The organism is Chryseobacterium carnipullorum (genome assembly GCF_900142785.1).
GTDB classification, from domain to species: domain Bacteria; phylum Bacteroidota; class Bacteroidia; order Flavobacteriales; family Weeksellaceae; genus Chryseobacterium; species Chryseobacterium carnipullorum.
Map to the genome: position 1 here is coordinate 1 of NZ_FRCD01000005.1, position 21,405 is coordinate 21,405.

General features: G+C 37.2%; 13 protein-coding genes and 2 pseudogenes. 1 reads left to right on the top strand and 14 read right to left on the bottom strand.

Annotated elements, in window-relative coordinates; all coding sequences use genetic code 11:
- Nucleotides 1-177: 177 nt before the first annotated feature.
- From BUC06_RS06745 to BUC06_RS06810, 14 genes and pseudogenes are all read right to left on the bottom strand, one after another.
- Nucleotides 178-660 (bottom strand): hypothetical protein, encoded by a 483-nt coding sequence (locus BUC06_RS06745; RefSeq protein WP_073331582.1) that lies wholly within the window; start codon nt 658-660, stop codon nt 178-180.
- 629 nt (nt 661-1,289) lie between these two features.
- Nucleotides 1,290-1,763 (bottom strand): annotated as a pseudogene (locus tag BUC06_RS24075) (RHS repeat domain-containing protein); the annotation flags it as partial.
- A gap of 113 nt (nt 1,764-1,876) precedes the next feature.
- Nucleotides 1,877-2,320, bottom strand: a complete 444-nt coding sequence (locus BUC06_RS06755) for a hypothetical protein (protein WP_073331588.1) — start codon at nt 2,318-2,320, stop codon at nt 1,877-1,879.
- A 2-nt stretch (nt 2,321-2,322) separates the two neighbouring features.
- On the bottom strand, nt 2,323-2,511 hold the full coding sequence (locus BUC06_RS24425) for an EndoU domain-containing protein (protein WP_083564012.1): 189 nt from the start codon (nt 2,509-2,511) through the stop codon (nt 2,323-2,325).
- A 468-nt stretch (nt 2,512-2,979) separates the two neighbouring features.
- Nucleotides 2,980-3,435: pseudogene (locus BUC06_RS24080) on the bottom strand (RHS repeat domain-containing protein); the annotation flags it as partial.
- A gap of 134 nt (nt 3,436-3,569) precedes the next feature.
- On the bottom strand, nt 3,570-4,031 hold the full coding sequence (locus BUC06_RS06770; protein WP_139263326.1) for a hypothetical protein: 462 nt from the start codon (nt 4,029-4,031) through the stop codon (nt 3,570-3,572).
- Between the two features lie 34 nt (nt 4,032-4,065).
- Complete coding sequence (locus BUC06_RS06775) at nt 4,066-7,641, bottom strand: DUF6443 domain-containing protein (RefSeq protein ID WP_083564015.1); 3,576 nt, start codon at nt 7,639-7,641, stop codon at nt 4,066-4,068.
- A 9-nt stretch (nt 7,642-7,650) separates the two neighbouring features.
- Nucleotides 7,651-8,772, bottom strand: coding sequence for a hypothetical protein (locus BUC06_RS24085; protein ID WP_228423639.1), 1,122 nt, complete (start codon nt 8,770-8,772; stop codon nt 7,651-7,653).
- 10 nt (nt 8,773-8,782) lie between these two features.
- Nucleotides 8,783-12,184: a hypothetical protein gene (locus BUC06_RS06785; protein ID WP_073331600.1), complete on the bottom strand. Its 3,402-nt coding sequence runs from the start codon at nt 12,182-12,184 to the stop codon at nt 8,783-8,785.
- Nucleotides 12,185-12,187: 3 nt separating this feature from the next.
- Nucleotides 12,188-13,750, bottom strand: coding sequence for a T9SS type A sorting domain-containing protein (locus tag BUC06_RS06790; protein ID WP_073331604.1), 1,563 nt, complete (start codon nt 13,748-13,750; stop codon nt 12,188-12,190).
- 260 nt (nt 13,751-14,010) lie between these two features.
- The gene (locus BUC06_RS06795; protein WP_073332110.1) at nt 14,011-15,453 is read right to left on the bottom strand and encodes a TolC family protein; all 1,443 of its coding nucleotides are present in this window, start codon (nt 15,451-15,453) and stop codon (nt 14,011-14,013) included.
- Nucleotides 15,440-18,634, bottom strand: a complete 3,195-nt coding sequence (locus BUC06_RS06800; RefSeq protein WP_073331608.1) for an efflux RND transporter permease subunit — start codon at nt 18,632-18,634, stop codon at nt 15,440-15,442. Before BUC06_RS06800 ends, BUC06_RS06795 begins: the two co-directional genes overlap by 14 nt.
- Before the next feature lie 22 nt (nt 18,635-18,656).
- On the bottom strand, nt 18,657-19,742 hold the full coding sequence (locus BUC06_RS06805) for an efflux RND transporter periplasmic adaptor subunit (RefSeq protein ID WP_181876104.1): 1,086 nt from the start codon (nt 19,740-19,742) through the stop codon (nt 18,657-18,659).
- A gap of 147 nt (nt 19,743-19,889) precedes the next feature.
- A complete protein-coding gene (locus BUC06_RS06810) occupies nt 19,890-20,279 on the bottom strand; it encodes a hypothetical protein (RefSeq protein WP_073331611.1) in 390 nt (129 codons plus the stop codon).
- Nucleotides 20,280-20,995: 716 nt separating this feature from the next.
- On the opposite strand from BUC06_RS06810, the gene BUC06_RS06815 reads away from it, so the two are divergent.
- A complete protein-coding gene (locus BUC06_RS06815) occupies nt 20,996-21,388 on the top strand; it encodes a hypothetical protein (RefSeq protein ID WP_073331614.1) in 393 nt (130 codons plus the stop codon).
- Nucleotides 21,389-21,405: the final 17 nt, after the last annotated feature.

Consider the following 21,405-nt stretch of genomic DNA (forward strand, 5'->3'; position numbering starts at 1 on the left):
ATTGTAATCTCGCTGCGTACGCTTGACGTACTGGGTTTCTAAATGTTCTTCCATAACGATGCTTTTTTTGTGTATCGATATTTCAGGACTAGACAGTTATAACAAAAAAAAACCTCGCAATTTTGCGAGGTTTTTTTGTTAAGTCACGGATTATAAATAATATATGACATCAAATATTTAGTATTTGTTAACCAATTGTATACCGTCTCCGTATTCTTGTGGATCAAATTGAAGATATTCTATCTTTTTATAATTAGATTTATCGTACTCCTTTACATCCATCAAACCTAATAATTTATCAAAAGGTTTATTATCAACACCAATTATCCAATTTGTCTTTTGATTTGGATTAAGCATTTTATTGGATAATTTATCAAAAACAATATTGTCTTCTTTACATCGGAATAAAACTTTATAATCTTCCTTTTTAAAAAATTCGGGAATTTCAAGGATATTATTTGTATGTTTTATTTTAATTGTGTCCGAATTTTCAATGATTAAAAAGTCAAAATCATCATCTAATTTCACCATTTTGCCATCTATTACATACTTAATAGGAATAAAAAAGTTATGGTTACTATTTATCTTATTAATTTTTGTTTTGTTACAAGATGTACTGCTAAAAAATATAATCGAAATAAGTGCTAAAAAAAATTTCATTATTTGACATTTATAAATTTATTTAAAGGAAATGTTGCCAAAACAGCACCGTTCTTATAAACAGTAACGGAGTTATTTCCAGCACCAAGTATATAATTATTGCCTTTTATACCATTGTTAAATCTAGTGCCACTATTCCTTAAATCTGCACCAGATGGAGACTGAACAAATTTTACTGTATTATCACCTACAGGATGCACGTGAAAAGTTCCTTCTATTTTATCTTGCTTGCGCCAATCAGATTTACTAGAATAAGAATCCGCTGGTTTTAGTGGGTTAACTCCTGCGCCAGCTTCTCCTTTTTCATACCCTTTACCTGGTGCTGAATCAATAACAACTTCATTTCCGTTAGCATTTTTTCCATAATACCCTCCTTCTTCGTGCAATCCTCCTTTATCATCACCAACAGATTCATTTGGACTATTTGACCTTTCTACAGCATCGCCCATTCTTTCTCTTACGCGTGCAGAAGGTAATTCTACTTCAGATTTAACATCGGACTTACTAAACAAAAGACCATTAGAAGTTGCTTTTTTTGCAGCACTAACTTCACTACTATTAGTCAAAACATATATTTTGCCATCTTTCTTTCCATCGCTTCCAACATTATTACCTTGTTGATCGTAGAAATCTCCTGGAGGTGTTGCGAGCCTTCCATCTGGATCTATAAACATTATTGGGTTGTTATATGCATAGTTGTAAGTAGACCAACGACGCGATTTCTCCGCCAGCGGATCCACCACACCCCATCTTCCAATATCCGGCATATAAATTCTTGCTCCATAATCATACATACCTGTCTCCTGAAGTTCCTTTCCGTTGTACTTATATTTATACGCAGGATTTCCAGACAACACATTATATCCTTCATGCTTCAATCCAAATGGATAATAATTACTCTCTTCGATGATTTCTGCTCCTGAACCATTTTTAAAGTAGCTCAAACGGGTATTTCCAAGATGGTCGGTGTAATTATAGACATACTTCCCGGTTTCAAAATTAAAATAGCCTTCTGCGGTAGGGAAGAATTTCAATGTGCCGTTTTCATACTGGAAACCGTCTAAATAATCTCTGGTGTCTTTACCAAAAATCTTTCTTACTTTAATTGAGGCTAAAATAATAAAACCACTACAAAAAACAGTGGTTTATTTTATTGATTGATACTACCGGAATTCTAAACAACGAGGGAGCTAAATACCAAGTAAATTCAGACTAATTAAAATATAGTAGAAAATTTAGTATTCAAATATTGAAGCTTCCTAATCTCATCGGTTTCCCAATCTTGCTCCGTGCAGTACTTACTCAATAAATTAACATTTCTTAAAATCTCTTCAAAGAAATCTCTTGCACTAATTCTGTAACTCAACAATATATTAGTATGATTTTCAACAAGTTCAATCACACAAACTTCTGAATCAATCTTTCTCACTTTCATAAGGAATGGTCCATCCATAAAGTAAAATTCTTCGTACTTGGTATATCCACTTAGAATATTATAAGAAGAATTTATCCAATTATTTATAATAATAATAATAATAAAGTCATTCCAGTTTCTTTCCGGGAAAAAAGAACCATCAAAATTAATATATATATTTCCGGTAATATTATTTTTATGTTTAAAGATAGAATTTTTATCAATATAGATTATAAATTTATTCATAACTACTCTCTTATTATTGGATATGCCGTTTCAATTGTTTTAGTCTTAGTATTTACCCACATTTCTATATCATTTCCTCTTAACAATACTCTATCTCCCTGTTTTTTAACTTTTTTACTATTCTTATACGCACTTCTAACTAAATTTTCAACTTGTCCTTCTGATAGATTATCTGGAAAAACAGTCTTTATAGAACTAACACGTTAACCTCCTTTCATATATCCAGAGGCAATATGCTCAATATCTACGGCAATAGTCTTCCAAGCCGGAAGATTAGCTGGTTTAATGGTCTTTAGAGTTTTTAATAAACTTTTTGCAGAACCCTTTCTACCCATATCAGGCATTTCAAGCAATATCATGTTATCACTATCGCTCGTAGGCATTCTACGTTTGTCTGGTCCTGAATCTAATAAAGAAGCAAAGCTAAATCCATCACCATATCTTGTACTGTAATAAAAATCTATATAACCCTGATTTACTTCATAATTGATATTCTTATCATTTAAACCAGCAGTATCAGAATTATAATATTTAGCATATGTTTTTGCTTTTACAAAGTCATATCCATTGACCAAAACAGTTTCATTGACTCCGTCGTTAACATTTACCTCTTCTCCTGTTCTTTTATTCTTATAAATTGTTGCAATAGCTTCGGGTTGTTGCGCAATCATACCTGTCGGGTCCTTATAAAAAATAGAATTATTATCTGCATAACTATATGGTTGTAACGTCGTTTCAGACAGAGGATCATGCACCCCCCATCTTCCAATATCCGGCATATAAAATCTTGCTCCGTAATCATACATTCCCGTCTCTTGTAATTCTTTTCCGTTGTACTTGTATTTATACGCAGGATTTCCCGACAAAACATTATACCCTTCATGCTTTAACCCAAGAGGATAATAATTACTCTCTTCTATGATCTCTGCTCCTGAGCCATTTTTAAAGTAGCTCAAACGTGTATTTCCAAGATGATCCGTATAGTTGCATACATACTTCCCGGTTTCAAAATTAAAATAACCTTCTGCCGTAGGGAAGAATTTCAAAGCGCCGTTTTCATACTGAAAACCGTCTAAATAATCTGTGGTGTCTGTACCAAAGAGCTTTCTTATTTTATTTCAAGCTAAAATAAGAAAACCACTGTAAAAAACAATGGCTTATTTTTATTGAGGGAGCACGAGCGATTTTTTTCTGCTCAAAGTCGGGAAACTTTGAGCAGCAGAGAGCAAAAGGTTTAAGAGTTTTTAGTTTATTTGGGTGCCTTTGGCATTGATTCATATAATAAATCCTTAGAAAACCTATAATAAGGAATTTCTATAAATCTTTTATCTTTTAATAAAATCAAGTCTTCAATAATTTCCTCTTGTCTATTTGATAACTCATGTGAATAAAATCTAAATTTAAGATTCTTCCCATTTAAATAATAATTTATTTGTCTTGGCTGAGCATCGGGAGTACTTTTAAATTGAATTGAATCATAAAAAGATGTCAATATTCTTTCTTTATAATAAACGAAATTAATCTTTTGAGTTGATTTAAAATATTTATATTTTACTCCTTTATCAGTTGATGTTAAATTTTCCTTACATACATACAAAGAATCTTTGTCATTTATAAGGACTGCAATCCTTGGTTCATTGGGATTCATGCTAAACCCCAATGATACTTCAATATATTCTTGCTTCTCTTTATGACACGAAAGCAATAACATACTAATCATTATAATCCTAATTAACTTCATACAATTATTGATCTTTATGTTTTAGGTTCCCACTTTTATCTACCTTTATCATAGATCCTCTAAAATTCCACATTTCAGTTTTTATCTGAGTATTACCTAACTTTAATTTTAGAGCTTCATTAGCTTGCTTGAGAATTTGCAATCCTTCCTTAGTGTATGTATTTACTTTACTGTTTGTAGGATCTTTTAAATACTCATTCTGGATATAATAATGTTGTCCATGTTGAGATTCCCTAGTGTCATATTTTCTGTATTCTTTTGAGATACTGCTTGAATTAAGGTAACCATCATCTTGAAGATCATTAGCTTCCAAATCAGCGTGAACAAAAGATTCGTGAACTATTTGTCTCAAGGTATTAAAAAACTGACTACCAGAATCACCATATGCTTTACTCGAAATCAAGATTGAGACATTCTTTTCATCTCCCTTAATTTTACCTGTCGTTGAACCTCCTACAGATGAATCTGTTTTAACTCCATATGATAAATCTACGCCTTTATTGTGATACTCACCATTTGATTTTGCTTCAAAAATAGTTTTCCCACCATAAGTAATGGTCTGTCCTTTCTCCATGTATTTTGATAAGAAAGCTTGACCTTCTTTTGTTTTAGCAAAAAAAACAAATGCTTTGTACTGCTCTTCATTGCCTTTCTTCATAATATCACTTAAATCCAGTTGCATTCCATCAGGATCTATATAAAGAATAGGGTTATTAGCTGTATAATTGAGGGGAGATATATTGAAATATTTCTCTGCCAATGGGTCTACGACACCCCATCTTCCAATCTCAGGCATATAGAACCTCGCTCCATAATCATACATCCCACTCTCCTGAAGCTCCTTTCCATTGTACTTATATTTATACGCAGGATTTCCCGATAAAACATTATATCCTTCATGCTTCAATCCAAACGGATAATAATTACTCTCCTCAATGATCTCTGCTCCTGAGCCATTTTTAAAGTAGCTCAATCTTGTATTTCCAAGATGATCGGTATAGTTATACACATACTTCCCGGTTTCAAAATTAAAATAACCTTCTGCGGTAGGGAAGAATTTCAATGTGCCATTTTCATACTGGAAACCGTCTAGATAATCTGTAGTGTCCGTACCAAAGAGCTTTCTTACTTTTACTCCATCTGCTCTATACGTGTAATCTGTTACTTTGGCATTCTGGGTAACCTTTCCCGGTAAATTTAAATAATTATATTGAATAGAGATCCCTTTATCCTGCTGAACTGTCATATTTCCGTTCAGGTCATAGCTGATCGTACTTCCGGTACTTCCTGATGAAAGCGGATAACCACTTAAGGCATTACCCGTTCCCATCTCTTTAAGGTAGGCTAACTTATTACTCTGTTCACCATTTTCATAGTGGTATACCAGATCATCCATCACTTCAGGAGCGGTATAGCCGGGAAGCTGTCTTCCTCTTCTGAGCAGGGATTTAATATTTCCGTTCAGGTCGTAGGTAAGCTTCTCATGGTATTCTCCTCTGTCTAAATTCATGGCATCCCAGAAACGTCCTTCTTTAAGACGGTTAAGACCATCATATTCATAAGAGTAATTTCTCAGAACCGCATCACTTTGGGTAATCCAAGACATCTGCGAAATGTTTCCGTTGTACCTTGCAGAACCTGAAAACTGGCTGTCCGGTTTGCTGTACCTCAGCTCGTAAGCAAAGAGTTTATTCTGCAGATTGGAAGGTTCATTAAGTTTTGTAAGCCATCCTCTGATATTGTAGGCATATTTGACGCTCTGCAAAGGACTGCCTGTTGTATTTCCTACATTTTTGGTCTGTACCTGTCCCAGATCATTGTACAGATTCTCAGCAAGAAGTTCCTTCACTCCACCATTGACCTCATTCCAATGTCTTACCAGTCTTTCCTGATGATCATACTCAAAAGTTTCTTTGAGGTTGACTTTAGTGGCATCTGCAGCTCTTTTATGCTCAGTAAACGTATATTCCGGAACCCCTGAAAACTTCAGTAAACTTTCAGTTTTGGTGTATCCTCCAAGATGATTTACAGAATGAGTGGATATTGCCCGTCCTTTCTTATCATAGTAAGTATATGCTTTTGTCCAACTGTCATTGTCAATGTTTTTCACATAAGAAGCTGTGGGCAGACTTTTTGTACTGATATTCGAACCCTGGGTTGGCTGAGGCAATACTTCCTGACCTAATATAGAACCGGTCGCCGCCGGAGCTCCCTGAGGATAGGTATCATAATAGCTGACGGTAAGAATCTTTTCGATACTTGTAGGATATGAAACGTTTCCGTATTCTACATTCATTCCATTCAAGGCAAAACTTCCTCCACGGGTTTCGTAAGAAACATTCGAGGCCTGATTATCAATAGAAGTCTGTATACTTTGTCTTGCAGTTCCGTCTCTTGAAATTCCTGTGTACACAACTCTTCCAAACTGGTCATATTTGGTAAAATTCCATGACTGGTCGGCTGTAAAGTTGGTGATTCCGTTTTTCAGAACGGTATCGCGATACAGAATCAACTGATCTTTTTTATTATAAACCATCTGTTCCCAGCCTTTTCCGGGAAGTTTCTTTTCTACCAGTCTGCTTCTGCCATCATATTTATACTGATAACAAAGATGTTCCAAAGCGGCAGCAGATACTGATGCAGAAGCAGAAGCCAATGGCGGAATTACAAATGCCAGCTGGTCATATTCATTATACACATAATAAGTATCTGCATTTTCGGAGGCACTGATGACTTTTCTGACCAATAGCGTTTGTCCCTTACCGTTCTTGAATTCTATGGTCTTATTGTTGTCTTCATCCGTGACGGTATTTTTATACAGTTGAGCTTCTCCGTATGTTCCGGATAGACTTAATACCGAAGAAGTAGCTCCATCAACCCAACTGGTGGCGGTGGTATATTTTGTCACTTCGCCTGTTGTATTGGCTTCATAGCCGAAAACAACGGGTTTGTTCTGCCAGTCCGCTCCAGGATTTTTCTGGCTTAAAATTCTGTCAAGCGGAGAGTTTTCTAAATTTTTATGGCTGAAAGGAAAAGAATCATTAATCCCGTTAGACTGATAATAGGCATTGACAGCCCCTTCCACTCCGGTTTGAATATTTCCACTCTGTGATGCCATAGGAACCGGAAGCCAGCTGTCTACCTGTCGTCCAAATCCATCATAAGGAATATGCGTTACCAGATCTTTTCCTGTAGGAGTAGATTTGATGCTCACCGACTGCTTAGGTCTTCCGAGACCGTCGAAAAACTGAACACTCTGTATCTGCTGCAAAGATGCATCCGAAACTTCAGTCGGTACTAAATACTGTCTGGTATAAATATAATTTTCAGTATTTGAAATATTAGCTGAATAATCAACGGTAATGGGGGTATAGGTATTTCCGGGATTATTGGGATTGGACCCTCCTATATACGCCCGAAATGTTCCATTGACAGAATTAAATTTGAATCCCGGAAGCATCCGTATACTTTGGGGATCTGCCACTTCGGTATTCGGAGCAGGAGGAGAAGTTAACACCACCTGTCCGTAATGATGCATCCCCCATAGCAATCCAATGCTTATATATAATTTTTTATACATAATTTTTAATTAATGGTTGGTGGATTTCATCTTAACAAGCTCTTCTTTCAGCTGCTTAATCTCTAAAACGGCTTTTCCTAAATCCGTATTTTCTGTTTCTAATTTCTGAATTTTTGCCTGCTGATCTTTTAACTGTCTGTTTTGTTCAATCACATACAAAGTAAGTTCTTCGATCTTTTGCAAAAGTTTAATCTGAAATTCACCAACATTGACCCCTTCTTTTTCCATGACTTTAGCTGAAGCTATTTCCGGTAAATGTTTTTTCTCTTTAATATGTTTGGCCACTTCTTCCAGCTTTGGCAGATCGTAGTTTTCTTCAAATACGAAATCGGCTGTCGGAGTCAGGGTCACTTTAATTTCTTTGGTTTCAAGTTTACCATTTAGCAGAGCATTTCCATTGGAGGAAATCTTTAGTATTTCATTCATTGCCACTGGAGAGTTTAAAGCAATAGTTTGTGATGGAGAACTCAAAAGCCTCATCCCGTCATTATCCATTACCATAGCAACCTTAGAGAAATTCAAGGTTTCGTTGGAAGACAACCATCCGTTTGCTGTATTAGAGTCTGCCTTAACACCAAAACTCATATAGGTAGCTGCCGAACTTCTTAAAGAACCCCAGTTGTTTAATGACCCATTCTCATATCTTATTGCAAGCGCATTAATTCCCTCTGTAGCATGAGTAGATCCTGCTAAAATGTTACCGGAAACATCCAGTTTTTCTTTGGGTTGTGTTTTCCCTATTCCTATATTTCCATTCTCGAGGATTGAAAATCTTTCAACCAAGCTTGGAGTATTTGTATTATCTTGAAGTAAAATAGAAAATTTTGACCCACTCGTATTTCCTGATTCTTCAGTAGCCGTTATTCTTGCTTTAGGATTATTTAAGTATCCTGCGAATTCCAAAGTAGGATATTTTGGATTGGCAGACGAAGCGCTCCATCCACCGGTAGAAATTGTTATCTTACCTCCATTCTGGTCACCAACTTCTAAATTGGAATGAGGATCATGAACCCCGATTCCCACATTACTGGATGTAGTAGATGTTGGATTCACACCACCACCGGAAGTATATAACTGTGCTGAAGTAAATTGAGTAGCTAAAATGCCAATAATGAATATTGCTTTTTTCATAATTTGAGTTTTATTGTTTGTAATTGTATTTGAATTCCTTCAGGATCTTACCCGTCGGGCTGTTTTCCCTTACTTCTTTCAGTCGGTTGGCGGTATCATAAATATAAAACTCTCTAATCCCGGATGGCGGGGTGATACTCTTTACTCCGATTAACGGATCATAGCTGTACGTGCTGATTTGATAAGCTGACAATGCAGCGTTGTTTCTAAATACATCTAAAGCAGATATCAATGATTGTTCTGACGCCTCTGTACTGAGCTGACCATCATTAATAGAGGCATTCACAATGGCATCAATGAGTGCCTGAGGAATGTCTGAAAGCTTGGCTCCTTCTATTTTAGCAATAGGCTGGGTCTGATTATATCCCCAGATGATGGTTGTTGAAATGCCATTTTTAGTGGTGTACTGCTGGATATTACCCTTGGAATCATATTTTTGGTATTCAATTTCTTTATTGATTATATTAAGTAAATCTGTAGACTGTATTTCATAAGGTAGGGCTAATCCTGCAGTTTTAGTATCTGCTTCTGATTGAGATGCCGGATATACGGTTTCAGTTTTTGAAACTCTTTTTCCTGTATCCTGAGTATCCTTTTTATTAATAACAACAGTTTCTAGAGGAACCCCAACAATATTTTTATCAATCAGGTATTGATTTCCTTTTTCCTGAGCATATTTATAGGTGGTTTCCATTATTTTTTTATCCGTATCGGTTGTTATTTGTGAAATCGGTTGATAATGATCATTGCTGTTATATAAAAAGGTATTATCGGAAGTTAAGATCTTATCATTCAGATAATCAAAGCTTGTTGTTTTATATTTTTCTATTTTACCGCTGTTAAAATAGTAGGGCTTATAATATATTCTGAAATTATTGGTATAGTCTGCCACTAAAAAATTAGGGTGTGGCAGAGGTTTGTTAACCACATGAGAAAGATTCATATAGATATGAGCCAGCGGGACAACATAATAATCTCTGTTTTTGGTGTAGTTGCTAATCATTCCATCTGCCGATTCAAATCCCATTCCCGGACTGATCTCATAGGGAGTATCAAAACCACCAAACTTATATTTGTGGGACTCTTCTCTTAAAAGTCTGTAAGAATTATTGCTATTCTCAAAATATTTTTTTGAGACTAATAATCCTCTGGTCCACTGGTTGTCTGTTGACAGCGTAAAAGGATATTTTAAAAAGTTGCTTCCATCAGAAAAATTTGTAAATTCATAGTCCGTACGTCCTTTACTTTCAGCAGCATCACCTACATATTCCTTTACATATCTGTATCCCATACTGTTGGATTCCAGAGAAGAATTGATGGAGCCGGCCACAACTCCTTTTGGATCTAAAATTGGAATATTGTTCGCATTCATCCCGACTATACCCACGTATTCTTTCATCCCGAATAAATCTCCGCTGTTTTCACCGGCAGGGCCTTTATACTCAAATGTTTTTTTTATTTTTAACTGGTCTTTATCCCAATATTTAATCTGTTTGATCCTGTTTCCGGGTCCATAGTATAGGGTTTCATTAGTACCCGTATTGGCTACTTTATAATCCAACATCAATGAGACACTTTCAGAAGGGTTAGAAGCAACATCTTCCAAGGAACAACCAAATGCTGTGATGCCTATTCTGTAAGATGAACCTGCTGTCAGTGCTCTTGTTCTGGACGTCCCCCTTACAATGGTCTTACTAGCTCCTATATTAGGGAAAAGAGTAACCCGTACACCGTTTTTCTCAACCCATCCCGTATAATAACTACATGCTGTAGGTATATTAGGATCTGTAAATGAATGATAATCAAAAGTTATTTCTATTTCGGAATCATACATTTGAGGATCTATCGTAATATCTTTGTAATATGAATTGGTCGCTACATTATAGTTGGGAAGTTGGTCTCCCGCCTTTAAAAGAATCTCTGATTGAGTATGATAAGGTGAGTTTACACTTCCAAGTACTTCGCCCATACTAAAAGTAGGCTTCAGAAGATTATTTTCATAAATAAATTCAGTCTTTAAGCCTGTAGAATAGCTTATTGATTCTAAAATCCCTGCTTTTGATCTCTCATCGCTACTCTCCCGGTTGCTTGATAAATGCCCGTTGTAATCAAAAAAATGCAAATAACTGCCATTAGAAGCATTGTTATAATATCCCCAAATATCCTGAGATGTTGAAAACCTGTTGGGAAGCAAAGTGGAATTGTAAGTGTAAGTGTATTTTTCAATAACGGTATTATACTTTGAATAACGGATTGCTTCATTGAGAAACATCCTTTTATTGGAGGAGGCGTCTAATGAAGCCAATAAAGGATTGGTATTAGGGTTCTGGATAGATTCCTGAATATTATAATTGAGCTGAAAATATTCAATCAAATGATCTTTACTGTCATAAATCTGAATTTTATCCAATGATTTTCCACCTAAAACATCTGACCGACTGGAAGAAGAAGGTATAAATTTAACCTTGCCCTCAGGAAAATCAATAGATTCCAGAATATATTTATTTTCATTGATTTTGGAAAAATAAGTATAGACCCCCGGATTGGAAGGCTGGTCACAAGGTGTTGAAATACAAGGATAAACAATCTTATCGTAATCTTTTTTGTAATAAGCGGATTCATCCAATGTATAATTGTATTTTATAAGATCTCCGCTAACCGTCTCAATCTGAATCAGGTACCAGGTATCAATATGTGAACTATCGGGTGCGTTTCCATTTGCATCATATGCCATAGCCGGTGTACCATTCTGAACGTAACTGACTACCTGAAGTGAACTTTTAAAGGATTTTGAACCTAAATTTCCATAGTAAAATTTATTTCCTTTATCATCTGTTACCACCCAGCTATTGAGTAATGAACTTTGCGTTGCGATTGAAGATATTTTATAATCGCTATAAGGCTGCTGAACAATTTTTTTGTCCAACTGGTCAAAAATAAATTTCCCTGAATACCCGGGAGTAGAAAAATAAAACTGGTCAGGAATCAGATCCCTTGCTGGAGAATATATCGTTTGCTCATACACCGCTGCTCTTTTCTGAATATTAGTAAAAAAGTTAGTATAACTATCTGTAATAAGGTACCCATTTGATAACTCATCTGCCCCGTCTCTGGCCTGCCTGCTAATCATTCCTCCGTAACTCAAACTCCACCCCATTCCAACCGTGGAGGCGATATCTTCAACCCTTACTCCTCTTGAATGGTAATCCAGCTGAATAGGAATTGAAAGATCTTTTGTTTTTATGGTATATATCGGTAAATTGATATTTACCAAGCCGTTATTAAGTGAAACCGGCGTTTCTGTAAATTTAAATACAGACGACGCATCCAGGTTGGGCGATTTTACATTGATTTGGGCAGATATAGTCGTTACAAAATGAACGATCATCAATAAAATAATCTTATTCTTCATCACTTATTTTTTTATCAATTTAGCGTTAGCCGTTTTATTTGTATCCGTTTTTATCGTCACCAGATAAGCCCCCTGAATCAAATTCTGAGTATTAATTTTGGTCACCTTGTTTTTGGTTTTCACCGTCTGAAGCTGTCTTCCACCCATATCATACAATACAATATCAGCTTCTTTAAAGTCAAAACCTATTTCTACATAAGCATAATCTGAAACTGGATTCGGATAGATCTTAATGTTTTGTTTCTCGATTAACTGATCGATTTGTTTGTCGCCAAGCTTCACAATTTTCCAGTTTTCTTTTCCCAATTCTTCTGCACTGGTTCCTGCCAGAATGATGGAACCGTCCCGGTTGAGCTTTAAGTCTGAAAGTCTCTCCTCTCTTTGTCTCTTGTCTCCATTTACATATTTCCTCCACTGCTCATTTCCGTCTTGGTTCAAATACAACATCCAGAAAGTCTCGTCATCCGATTCTATTCTTCCTTCTGCCTGTGTATAACCTCCTAAGAGGATTCCTTTTGAAGATTTGTCATCTGCTGAATGTAGTACACTCATTCCCATGAGGATGTCTCTGTTTTTGAAATTGAAAGACTTCTGCCAGATCTCTTCACCTCTTTCGTTTAAAGAAATAAGCCATAGATCAGTTCCTTCTTCAATTCCTACGGTTTTATTCCCTGATCTTTCAGATCTTGATTCACCACCGATCAAAAATCCCGTTGAAGTCAAAGCCAATGTTCTGATATGATCATCACCCTTTCCTCCAAAGTTCTTTTCCCATTCTACTTTTCCATCTTTTGAAAGTTTTATAACCCAATAATCTCCCTCGCCAAAGTTTTCAGTTTTCTTGGAACCTCCAATGTTACTTCTTGAATAGATTCCCAGCAATGCACCTCCATTTTTCGTAGGAATCATTTTTTCTACTTCATCCAATCCTTTTCCCCCTAAAATAGATTGAGATAACTCTTTTCCATTCTTATCAAGTTTTACAATCAAAACATCCTTTGAACCATAATCGATGGTTCCCTGAGGTTCTCGAAGGGAACTCTGTCTATTTCCAGCCACAAAAAATCCTAAATCTGTAGTCTGAATGACTGATCTTGCTTCTTCATCAGATGTTGACCCCAGTGTTTTTTGCCAAAGTTCGTCTCCGAATTCATTTAATCTGATTAACCAAATGTCTGATCCACCTTTTGATTCTTCTTTTTTATCAAGACCTTTTCCGGAATACGAAGTACCTGAAACTAAAAAACCTCCGTCCTGCGTAGCAACCGATGCTGATAAATAATCATGATTAGCTCCGGAGAAATATTTCTCCCAAACCTGTTCGCCTTGCTGATTGAGTTTAATGAAGTGAAAATCATACCCATTATTTTGTTTATTGCCTCCAGCCTGAAGCTTATCGCTTTGAATACTGCTTCCCGAAATAAGATATTGCTGATCAATAGTTGTGGTAATCTGGCTTAGAAAGTCCTGAGTAGAGGATTTGATATCTTTCTGCCATAATATTTCCTGACCAGAAAGCCCCAGGACAGTGCATAGAATACATGCACCAAAGTAGAATTTCTTCATCCGTTTGTGTGTTTTACTTTAAGATTAGCTTTTATAATTTTGCGGCAAATTTAACAATTTCTTAACACATTTCAAGTCCTTCAATTGAGATTTAATGTAAATTTTAATTAAGTAATATATTATTAGCACTTTGCCATTAATTGATAAACAAAATTAACCCCATGATATGACAAAACGCGTCGCATAAAAATAAAAAGAGCCGACCCCCGAAAGGATCAGCCCAAAACATTAACTGTTTATATTGATAGAATTATGATTTCTTATTTCCAGCCACCGCCTAAACTTTTGTAAATATCTACAACCGTGCTCAGCTGTTTCTGTTTGGCTTCAATCAGCTCCATTTTGGCATCCAGAGCATCTCTTTGGTTCAGAAGGACTTCCAGGTAATCAGCTCTTGAATTTCGGAATAGTTGGTTCGCTATATCAATAGACTGATCCAAGGCTTTTGTTTCCTGAGACTTCATCTGATAGTACTGGTCTATATTTTTGACCCTTGACATGAGATTCGCTACATCCAGATAAGCATGTAAAATCGTTTTGTCATATTCGTACAGCGACTGTATCTGTTTCGCATCAGCAGTCTGGAAGTTGGCTTTAATCGCACTTTTATTGATCAGCGGACCAGCCAGTTCTCCTGCTAAATTATAAGCAATAGATTCCGGCAATTTAACCAGATAAGAAGGTTTGAATGCTTCCAATCCTAAAGTAGCCGAAATTTCCAGGGACGGATAAAATTCTTTTCTCGCCGCCTGTACGTCAAGTTTTGCTGCTTTTAATTCCAATTCCGCCTGTTTGATATCAGGACGGTTGGCCAATAACTGAGAGGGTATTCCGGTATAAACCGTTTGTGGCATCGTAGACATAAAACTTTCTTTCGTTCTTACGATCGGTTGCGGATATCTTCCCAGAAGTGCATTGATCTGATTTTCTTTCTCTGTAATGTCCTGACGGATCGTATATTCCGCAGCTTTGGACTTTGCCAGTTCTGCCTCAAATTTCTTCACAGCCAATTCCGTAGCAGCAGCAGCTTCTTTTTGAATTTTAGAAATCTCCAATGCTCTTTGCTGCAACTTTATGTATTGCTGAATGATGTCCAATTGGTTATCAAGCGCCAGCAATTCATAATAATTATCTGCTACTTCTTCAATAAGATTAGAAAGGACGAAGTTTTTCCCTTCCACTGTAGAAAGGTAGTGAGCAACAGCTGCTTCCTTTTCAGTTCTGAGTTTCTTCCAGATATCAATCTCCCAGTTGGCCATCAGTCCGCCTTCAAAATTACCCAGCGGATCCGGCATTTCTCTTCCCGGTTCTATTTCGGTAGTAGCATCACCCGCTCCCTCACTTGTATATCGGCCTGCTTTTTTCAGGCCTGCTCCTATTCCTGCCGAAACAGTAGGCGTCAGTTTTCCTTTTTTAGCTAAGACACCGCTTTTCGCAATTTCAATTTCCTGCAGGGTAATCAGTAATTCCTGATTGTTTTTTAAAGAAGTTTCAATTAAGCTAACCAAATTGGGATCTGTAAAAAACTGTCTCCATGGCGTTGTTCCACTGTTTGCATTAGCGTCCTGCTGCTCTTCCTGATTGAAATTCTGAGGCAGGTTCTCTTTTACTTCATCTTTTATGACCGTAGCCATGGGAGCTCTACAGCCTGTGAGTACAAGCGATAAAGCAATGGCTGCTATATATTTATTATAAATCTTCATGTTTGTCATCGTGTTGATAAGGTTCAGTTTGTTCTGTTAAAGGATTCTCCTCTTCATATCTTGCCAGTCTCGATTTCTCGGCGATCGTTCCGAAAATATAATACAGTCCCGGAATAATCATCAGCCCGAAAATAGTTCCTATCAGCATTCCTCCTGCTGCTGCAGTACCAATGGTTCTGTTTCCTACTGCACCAGGGCCTGTGGCTATCACCAACGGAATAAGACCGGCAATGAATGCAAATGAAGTCATCAGGATCGGACGGAAACGGATCGCCGCTCCTTCAATAGCTGCCTGCGCTACAGGAATTCCTTCTTCTGCTTTCTTCTGAACGGCAAATTCTACAATCAATACTGCATTTTTACCCAACAGACCAATCAACATGACCATGGCTACCTGAGCATAAATGTTATTTTCCAGTCCTAATAATTTCAGGCATAAGAATGCTCCGAAAATACCTGTAGGAAGAGATAAAATCACCGGCAACGGCAAAATAAAACTTTCATACTGTGCTGCAAGGATCAGGTATACAAATCCCAGACAGACCAAGAAAATAAACACGGCTTCGTTACCTCGGCTTACCTCGTCTTTAGAGATACCCGCCCAGTCGATCCCAAAACCTCTCGGAAGGGTTTTATCCGCAACTTCCTGAATTGCTTTAATCGCCTGTCCACTACTGTATCCCGGTGCAGGAGTACCACTTACCTCCGCGGAGTTATACATATTATGTCTTGTAATCTCTGATAATCCATATACTTTCTGCATTTTCATAAAATCAGAATATGGAACCATCTGTTCTTTATCGTTTTTCACATATAGTTTCAGCAGATCAGTGGGCAGTGCACGGTATTGCGGACCAGCCTGTACAATCACTTTATAGGGTCTGTCGAAACGGATGAAACTGGTCTCATAGTTGGAACCGATCAAGGTAGACAGATTATCCATCGCACTTTGTATTGTTACTCCTTTCTGTTCGGCAAGATCATTGTCTACCTTCAGCATGTACTGAGGGAAACTGGCAGAATAGAAGGTAAATGCAGACCCAAGTTCCGGACGCTTCTTTAATTCTTTCACAAAATCGTTACTTACCTGCTCCATTTTATGGTAATCGCCACTTCCTGCTTTATCCAGCAGACGGAGTTCAAAACCTCCGGCAGCACCGTAGCCCGGAATGGAAGGCGGCTGGAAGAATTCTATATTGGCACCGGGAATATTTTTGGCTTTTTCTTCGAGTTTTTCAATGATCTCGGCGGCAGATTCTGTACGTTCTTCCCAGCTTTTAAGGTTGATCAGACAGGTTCCCGAGTTGGATCCCGTACCTTCTGTCAGGATTTCATAACCTGCCAGTGAAGAAACGGACTGTACTCCATCAATATCTTCAGATTCTCTTAATAATTCTTTAGCGATCTGATTTGTTCTTTCCAGAGTAGATCCCGGAGGAGTCTGGATAATGGCATAGATCATTCCCTGGTCTTCCGCCGGAATAAATCCTGAAGGAAGGGAATTACTTAAGAAGAAGGTACAGGCACAGAATGCCAGCAATAATGGAAGAGTAATAGATTTTTTCTTAACTGTTTTGTTAAGCATTTTTTCATATTTCCCAGCTCCTTTCGTGAATAAATTATTGAATTTATCCAGGAAAATAGTAATTGGCGTTCTCTTTTTAGCTTTTCCGTGATGATTTCTTAAGATCAAAGCACATAAAGCTGGCGTCAGTGTCAAAGCTACCACTCCTGAAAGAATGATCGCAGAAGCCATTGTAATGGAGAACTGACGGTAAAATACTCCAACCGGACCGGACATGAATGCAATCGGAATAAATACGGATGCCATTACCAAAGTGATCGCGATAATGGCCCCACTGATTTCGTGCATTGCTTCTTCCGTCGCTTTTAATGGGGAAAGTCCTTTTTCTTCCATCTTGGCATGAACGGCTTCAATCACGACAATCGCATCATCGACGACGACCCCGATGGCCATTACCAATGCAAAAAGCGAGATCATGTTCAGGGTAATTCCAAAGGCAGACATGACTGCAAATGTACCCACCAGCGAAACCGGAACTGCCAAAGCAGGAATTAAGGTTGAACGCCAGTCACCAAGGAACAAGAATACCACGATAGCCACCAAAACAAAGGCCTCAAACAAAGTATGAATCACCTTTTCCATGGATGCATCCAGGAATCTGGAAACGTCATAACTGATGTCATAGTGCATTCCTTTCGGGAAGTTATTTTTCTCAAGATCTTTCATCAACGCTTTAACATTTTTGATAACGTCACTTGCATTGGAACCGTAAGACTGTTTTACGGTAATTGCTGCCGACGGTTTTCCATTCAATGTAGAATAAATGTCATACATTGAGGAACCGAATTCTATATCAGCAACATCTTTTAATCTTACAAATTCACCTCCCGGCTTAGCTTTTAAGATAATGTTTCCGTAATCTTTTTCAGTGTTGAAACGTCCGGAATATTTCAGAATGTATTCAAATGACTGGGAACGTTTTCCTGAACTTTCCCCTGTTTTCCCGGGAGAAGCTTCTAAACTCTGCTGGTTCAGGGATTCCATTACTTCGTCTGCTGAAATATTATAAGCAGTCAACCTGTCCGGTTTAAGCCAGATACGCATGGCATATTCACGGGTTCCCAGGATGTCTGCGAAACCTACTCCACTTACCCTCCTCAATTCAGACATCACATTGATGTCAGCATAGTTGAAAAGGAATTTCTGGTCAGCTTTAGGATCGTCACTGTACAGGTTAATGTACATCAACATATTGGGTTCTTCACGGGTAATTTTTACCCCTTCACGCACTACCAGAGGTGGCAGCTTGTTCACTACGGAAGATACACGGTTTTGAACGTTTACTGCGGCTACATTGGGATCTGTTCCAAGATCAAATACAATCTGAATGGAAGCTTCCCCGTCGTTACCGGCATCGGAGGTCATATATTTCATACCCGGAACTCCATTCAGACCTCTTTCGAGGGGAATCACTACTGATTTGATCAATAGTTCGTTGTTGGCTCCAGGATATTCTGCGGTGATATTTACTTTAGGGGGTGAAATGGAGGGAAACTGGGTCACTGGAAGTTTTACCAGCGACAGAACCCCCATAAATACGATGATCAGTGAGATCACGATAGACAGAACAGGTCTGCGGATGAATTTCTTAAACATACTGCTTCGTTTTACGAGTAAACTACTCTGCTTTTAGTTTCAATGACTGTAGAACTTTCTTGGGATCCTGAAATTTGGTCTTGATTTTCTGGTCATCTTTTACCTTCTGTACCCCTTCTAAAAGAATCTTATCTCCTGCTGCAAGTCCTGAACCTACAACATAGAGATCGGGAAGTTCGTAAGCCACTTTTATATTTCTGGATTTCGCAGTTCCATTTTTATCGATAATAAATACATATTTCTGGTCCTGAATTTCATAAGTGGCTTTCTGTGGAATAATAAGTGCATTGTGAACAGGCAAAGTCATCTGAACTTTTCCTGTTTCGCCATTTCTAAGCAGTTTATCCGGGTTCGGAAATTTTGCTCTGAAGGCAATATTTCCTGTTTCATTGTCAAATTCCCCTTCTATCGTCTGAATCTCACCTTTTTGAGGAAGCATTTCTCCGTTGGCCATAATTAAAGATACCTGATTACTCCCTCTGTCTGCAGCATGAGTCTGATAAGTAAGATATTCAGGTTCTGACACGTTAAAATAACTGTAAACATTGGTATTGTCTGATAAAGAGGTCAACAGATCTCCTTCATCTACAAGACTTCCCAGTTTTAAAGGAATCCTGTTGATTACGCCTGAGAATGGCGCTTTAATATCCGTAAAGGACAAATGAATCTGCGCCAGTTTCATTTCAGCGTTGGCTGCATCGAGTTTAGCTTTAGCCATTGCTCTCTCATTTTTGGAAACAATGTTGTTACTTGCCAAAGTACTTGCATTCTTCAGTTCTATGGTAGCCTGTTCTACTTCTGCCTTTGCTTTAAGCACTTCTGCCTGATACAGCTGCGGCATAATTCTGAACAAAGTCTGACCGGCATGTACATACTGACCTTCGTCTACATAAATTTTTTCAAGAAATCCTTTTTCCTGTGCACGAAGCTCAATGTTTTTTACAGACTGGATCTGGGCTACATATTCTTTGTTGATCACCGTGTCCATTTTCACAGGGCTGGTGACGGGATATACAGTGGCTTCTTCTTTTTCTTCTTTCTTCTGACTGCAGCCAACAGTCAATAAAAGGGTGCTTATCGCAATGCCTGAGGCAACTCTTTTGATCATAATTCTAGAGTTTAATATAAATCGTTAATGTTTTGAATAGAATAAGACGGTAATAGAATCCTGCGCCGTGATGATTACCGACATAGGCAACGCAGTAGATGTCCTGTCCGGACTCTGGACAGAAAACAAATGAGGAAAAAAAGATTTTTAAATTCTGATAGAACGAATCAGAATGAATGTTTTAACATGAGAATACAGCGAAAGAAGACCATGGAAACCAGGTTTTCTGCTTTTAAAAGAACGAAGTCCAAAAATATAAACAAGACTGAATACAGTAGCGAATACCGCAATAATCTGCAGGGTATCAGATAACTGAAAATTATCTTCTGCAAGCTCCAGAGTCGTATTATCAATATTGTCCGCCATTTGCTGTACCGACAGTTTCTCGAAAGTCTGGTTCAGGCGGTTGGCTTTTTTGGGCATATGATGAGAAACATGACCGGAATAGTCATTTCTAAGTGTTTTGACATCAAGTCTGCTTTCTACTACGAATAGCAGAAAAAGACCGGTCAAAAAATATACTAATAGGTTTCTCATTTTGAAGTGGCAAATGTACACTTAGAAAGGTATACTGTCATAATAGATTAACAAAATTTAACTCTCCTTTAAATTAGCTGAATAAGGAAAGTATACATTGATCCTGCGAATAATAAGCGTTTCAGTATCTGCTGATTTGAAAAGAAAAAGAAAATATACACCAATTGTGACTTCATAATGAATTAAAATCACAGGATAAAAGATAAATCGTATTTAAAAAATCAGCAAAACAATTGCATTGAGTTGGCCTTCGCAATCAATTATCGTCAATTATTGTTTTAATAATTGCTGGCTGCTCGTTAAATCTGAAAAAATTACATTCATTTTCTTTTTGATATGGTAAAATAACGTGCTCAAAATAAAATCTCATCCGTATGATTTAAATCATTTTTCACTGGGTATCAACATTATATAATTTTCAATACTTTTGCACCAAAGTAAAACAACAAATGTAACATGAAAAAAAACTGTACTTTTTTATTCTTAGAACCGGCTGTTTGACACAGCATTTCAACGGTTATCAGCTGAGCAAATCTTCATTGAAACGGAATTACAATTAATTCAGAAGAATCCACTCTAAAGGTGGGATAATGCTTAAAAGATAGAAACATCAGATTAATTTATGTAAAATTAACATATATTTATTAAAAATATTTGTAAATTTATATAGTATTAATATCACTATTTCATGACACCTATTCAAATCACTTATCACTATGAAAAAATTATTCACATCGGTTCTTATGGGGCTGGCAGTCCTTTCCTCAACAGCGTGTAAGCATCCTGGTAAAGAATCCGAAACGCTTACTGAAGTAGCACCCGAAAACAAAGATGAAATCTCTAAAGACGTTTTCACAGACAGTTATGGGGAAAAAATTGAAGTCATCATCAACCACACGAAAAACACAGCTACTGTTCATCTGGAAGGTAAAACCTATGACCTTAAGAAAAGCGACGCTCTTCCTGAATATACAGCAAGTAATGCAGAATATCAATATTCTGATATCAAAGGAAATATTACTTTACTGAAGAAAAATGTTGATATGGTTCTGTTCCATGCCAAGCGTGAAACAAAAGGATCAGGATCTGCAAAAATGGCCTCGTACTAATTTAAGAGTCAAAACAC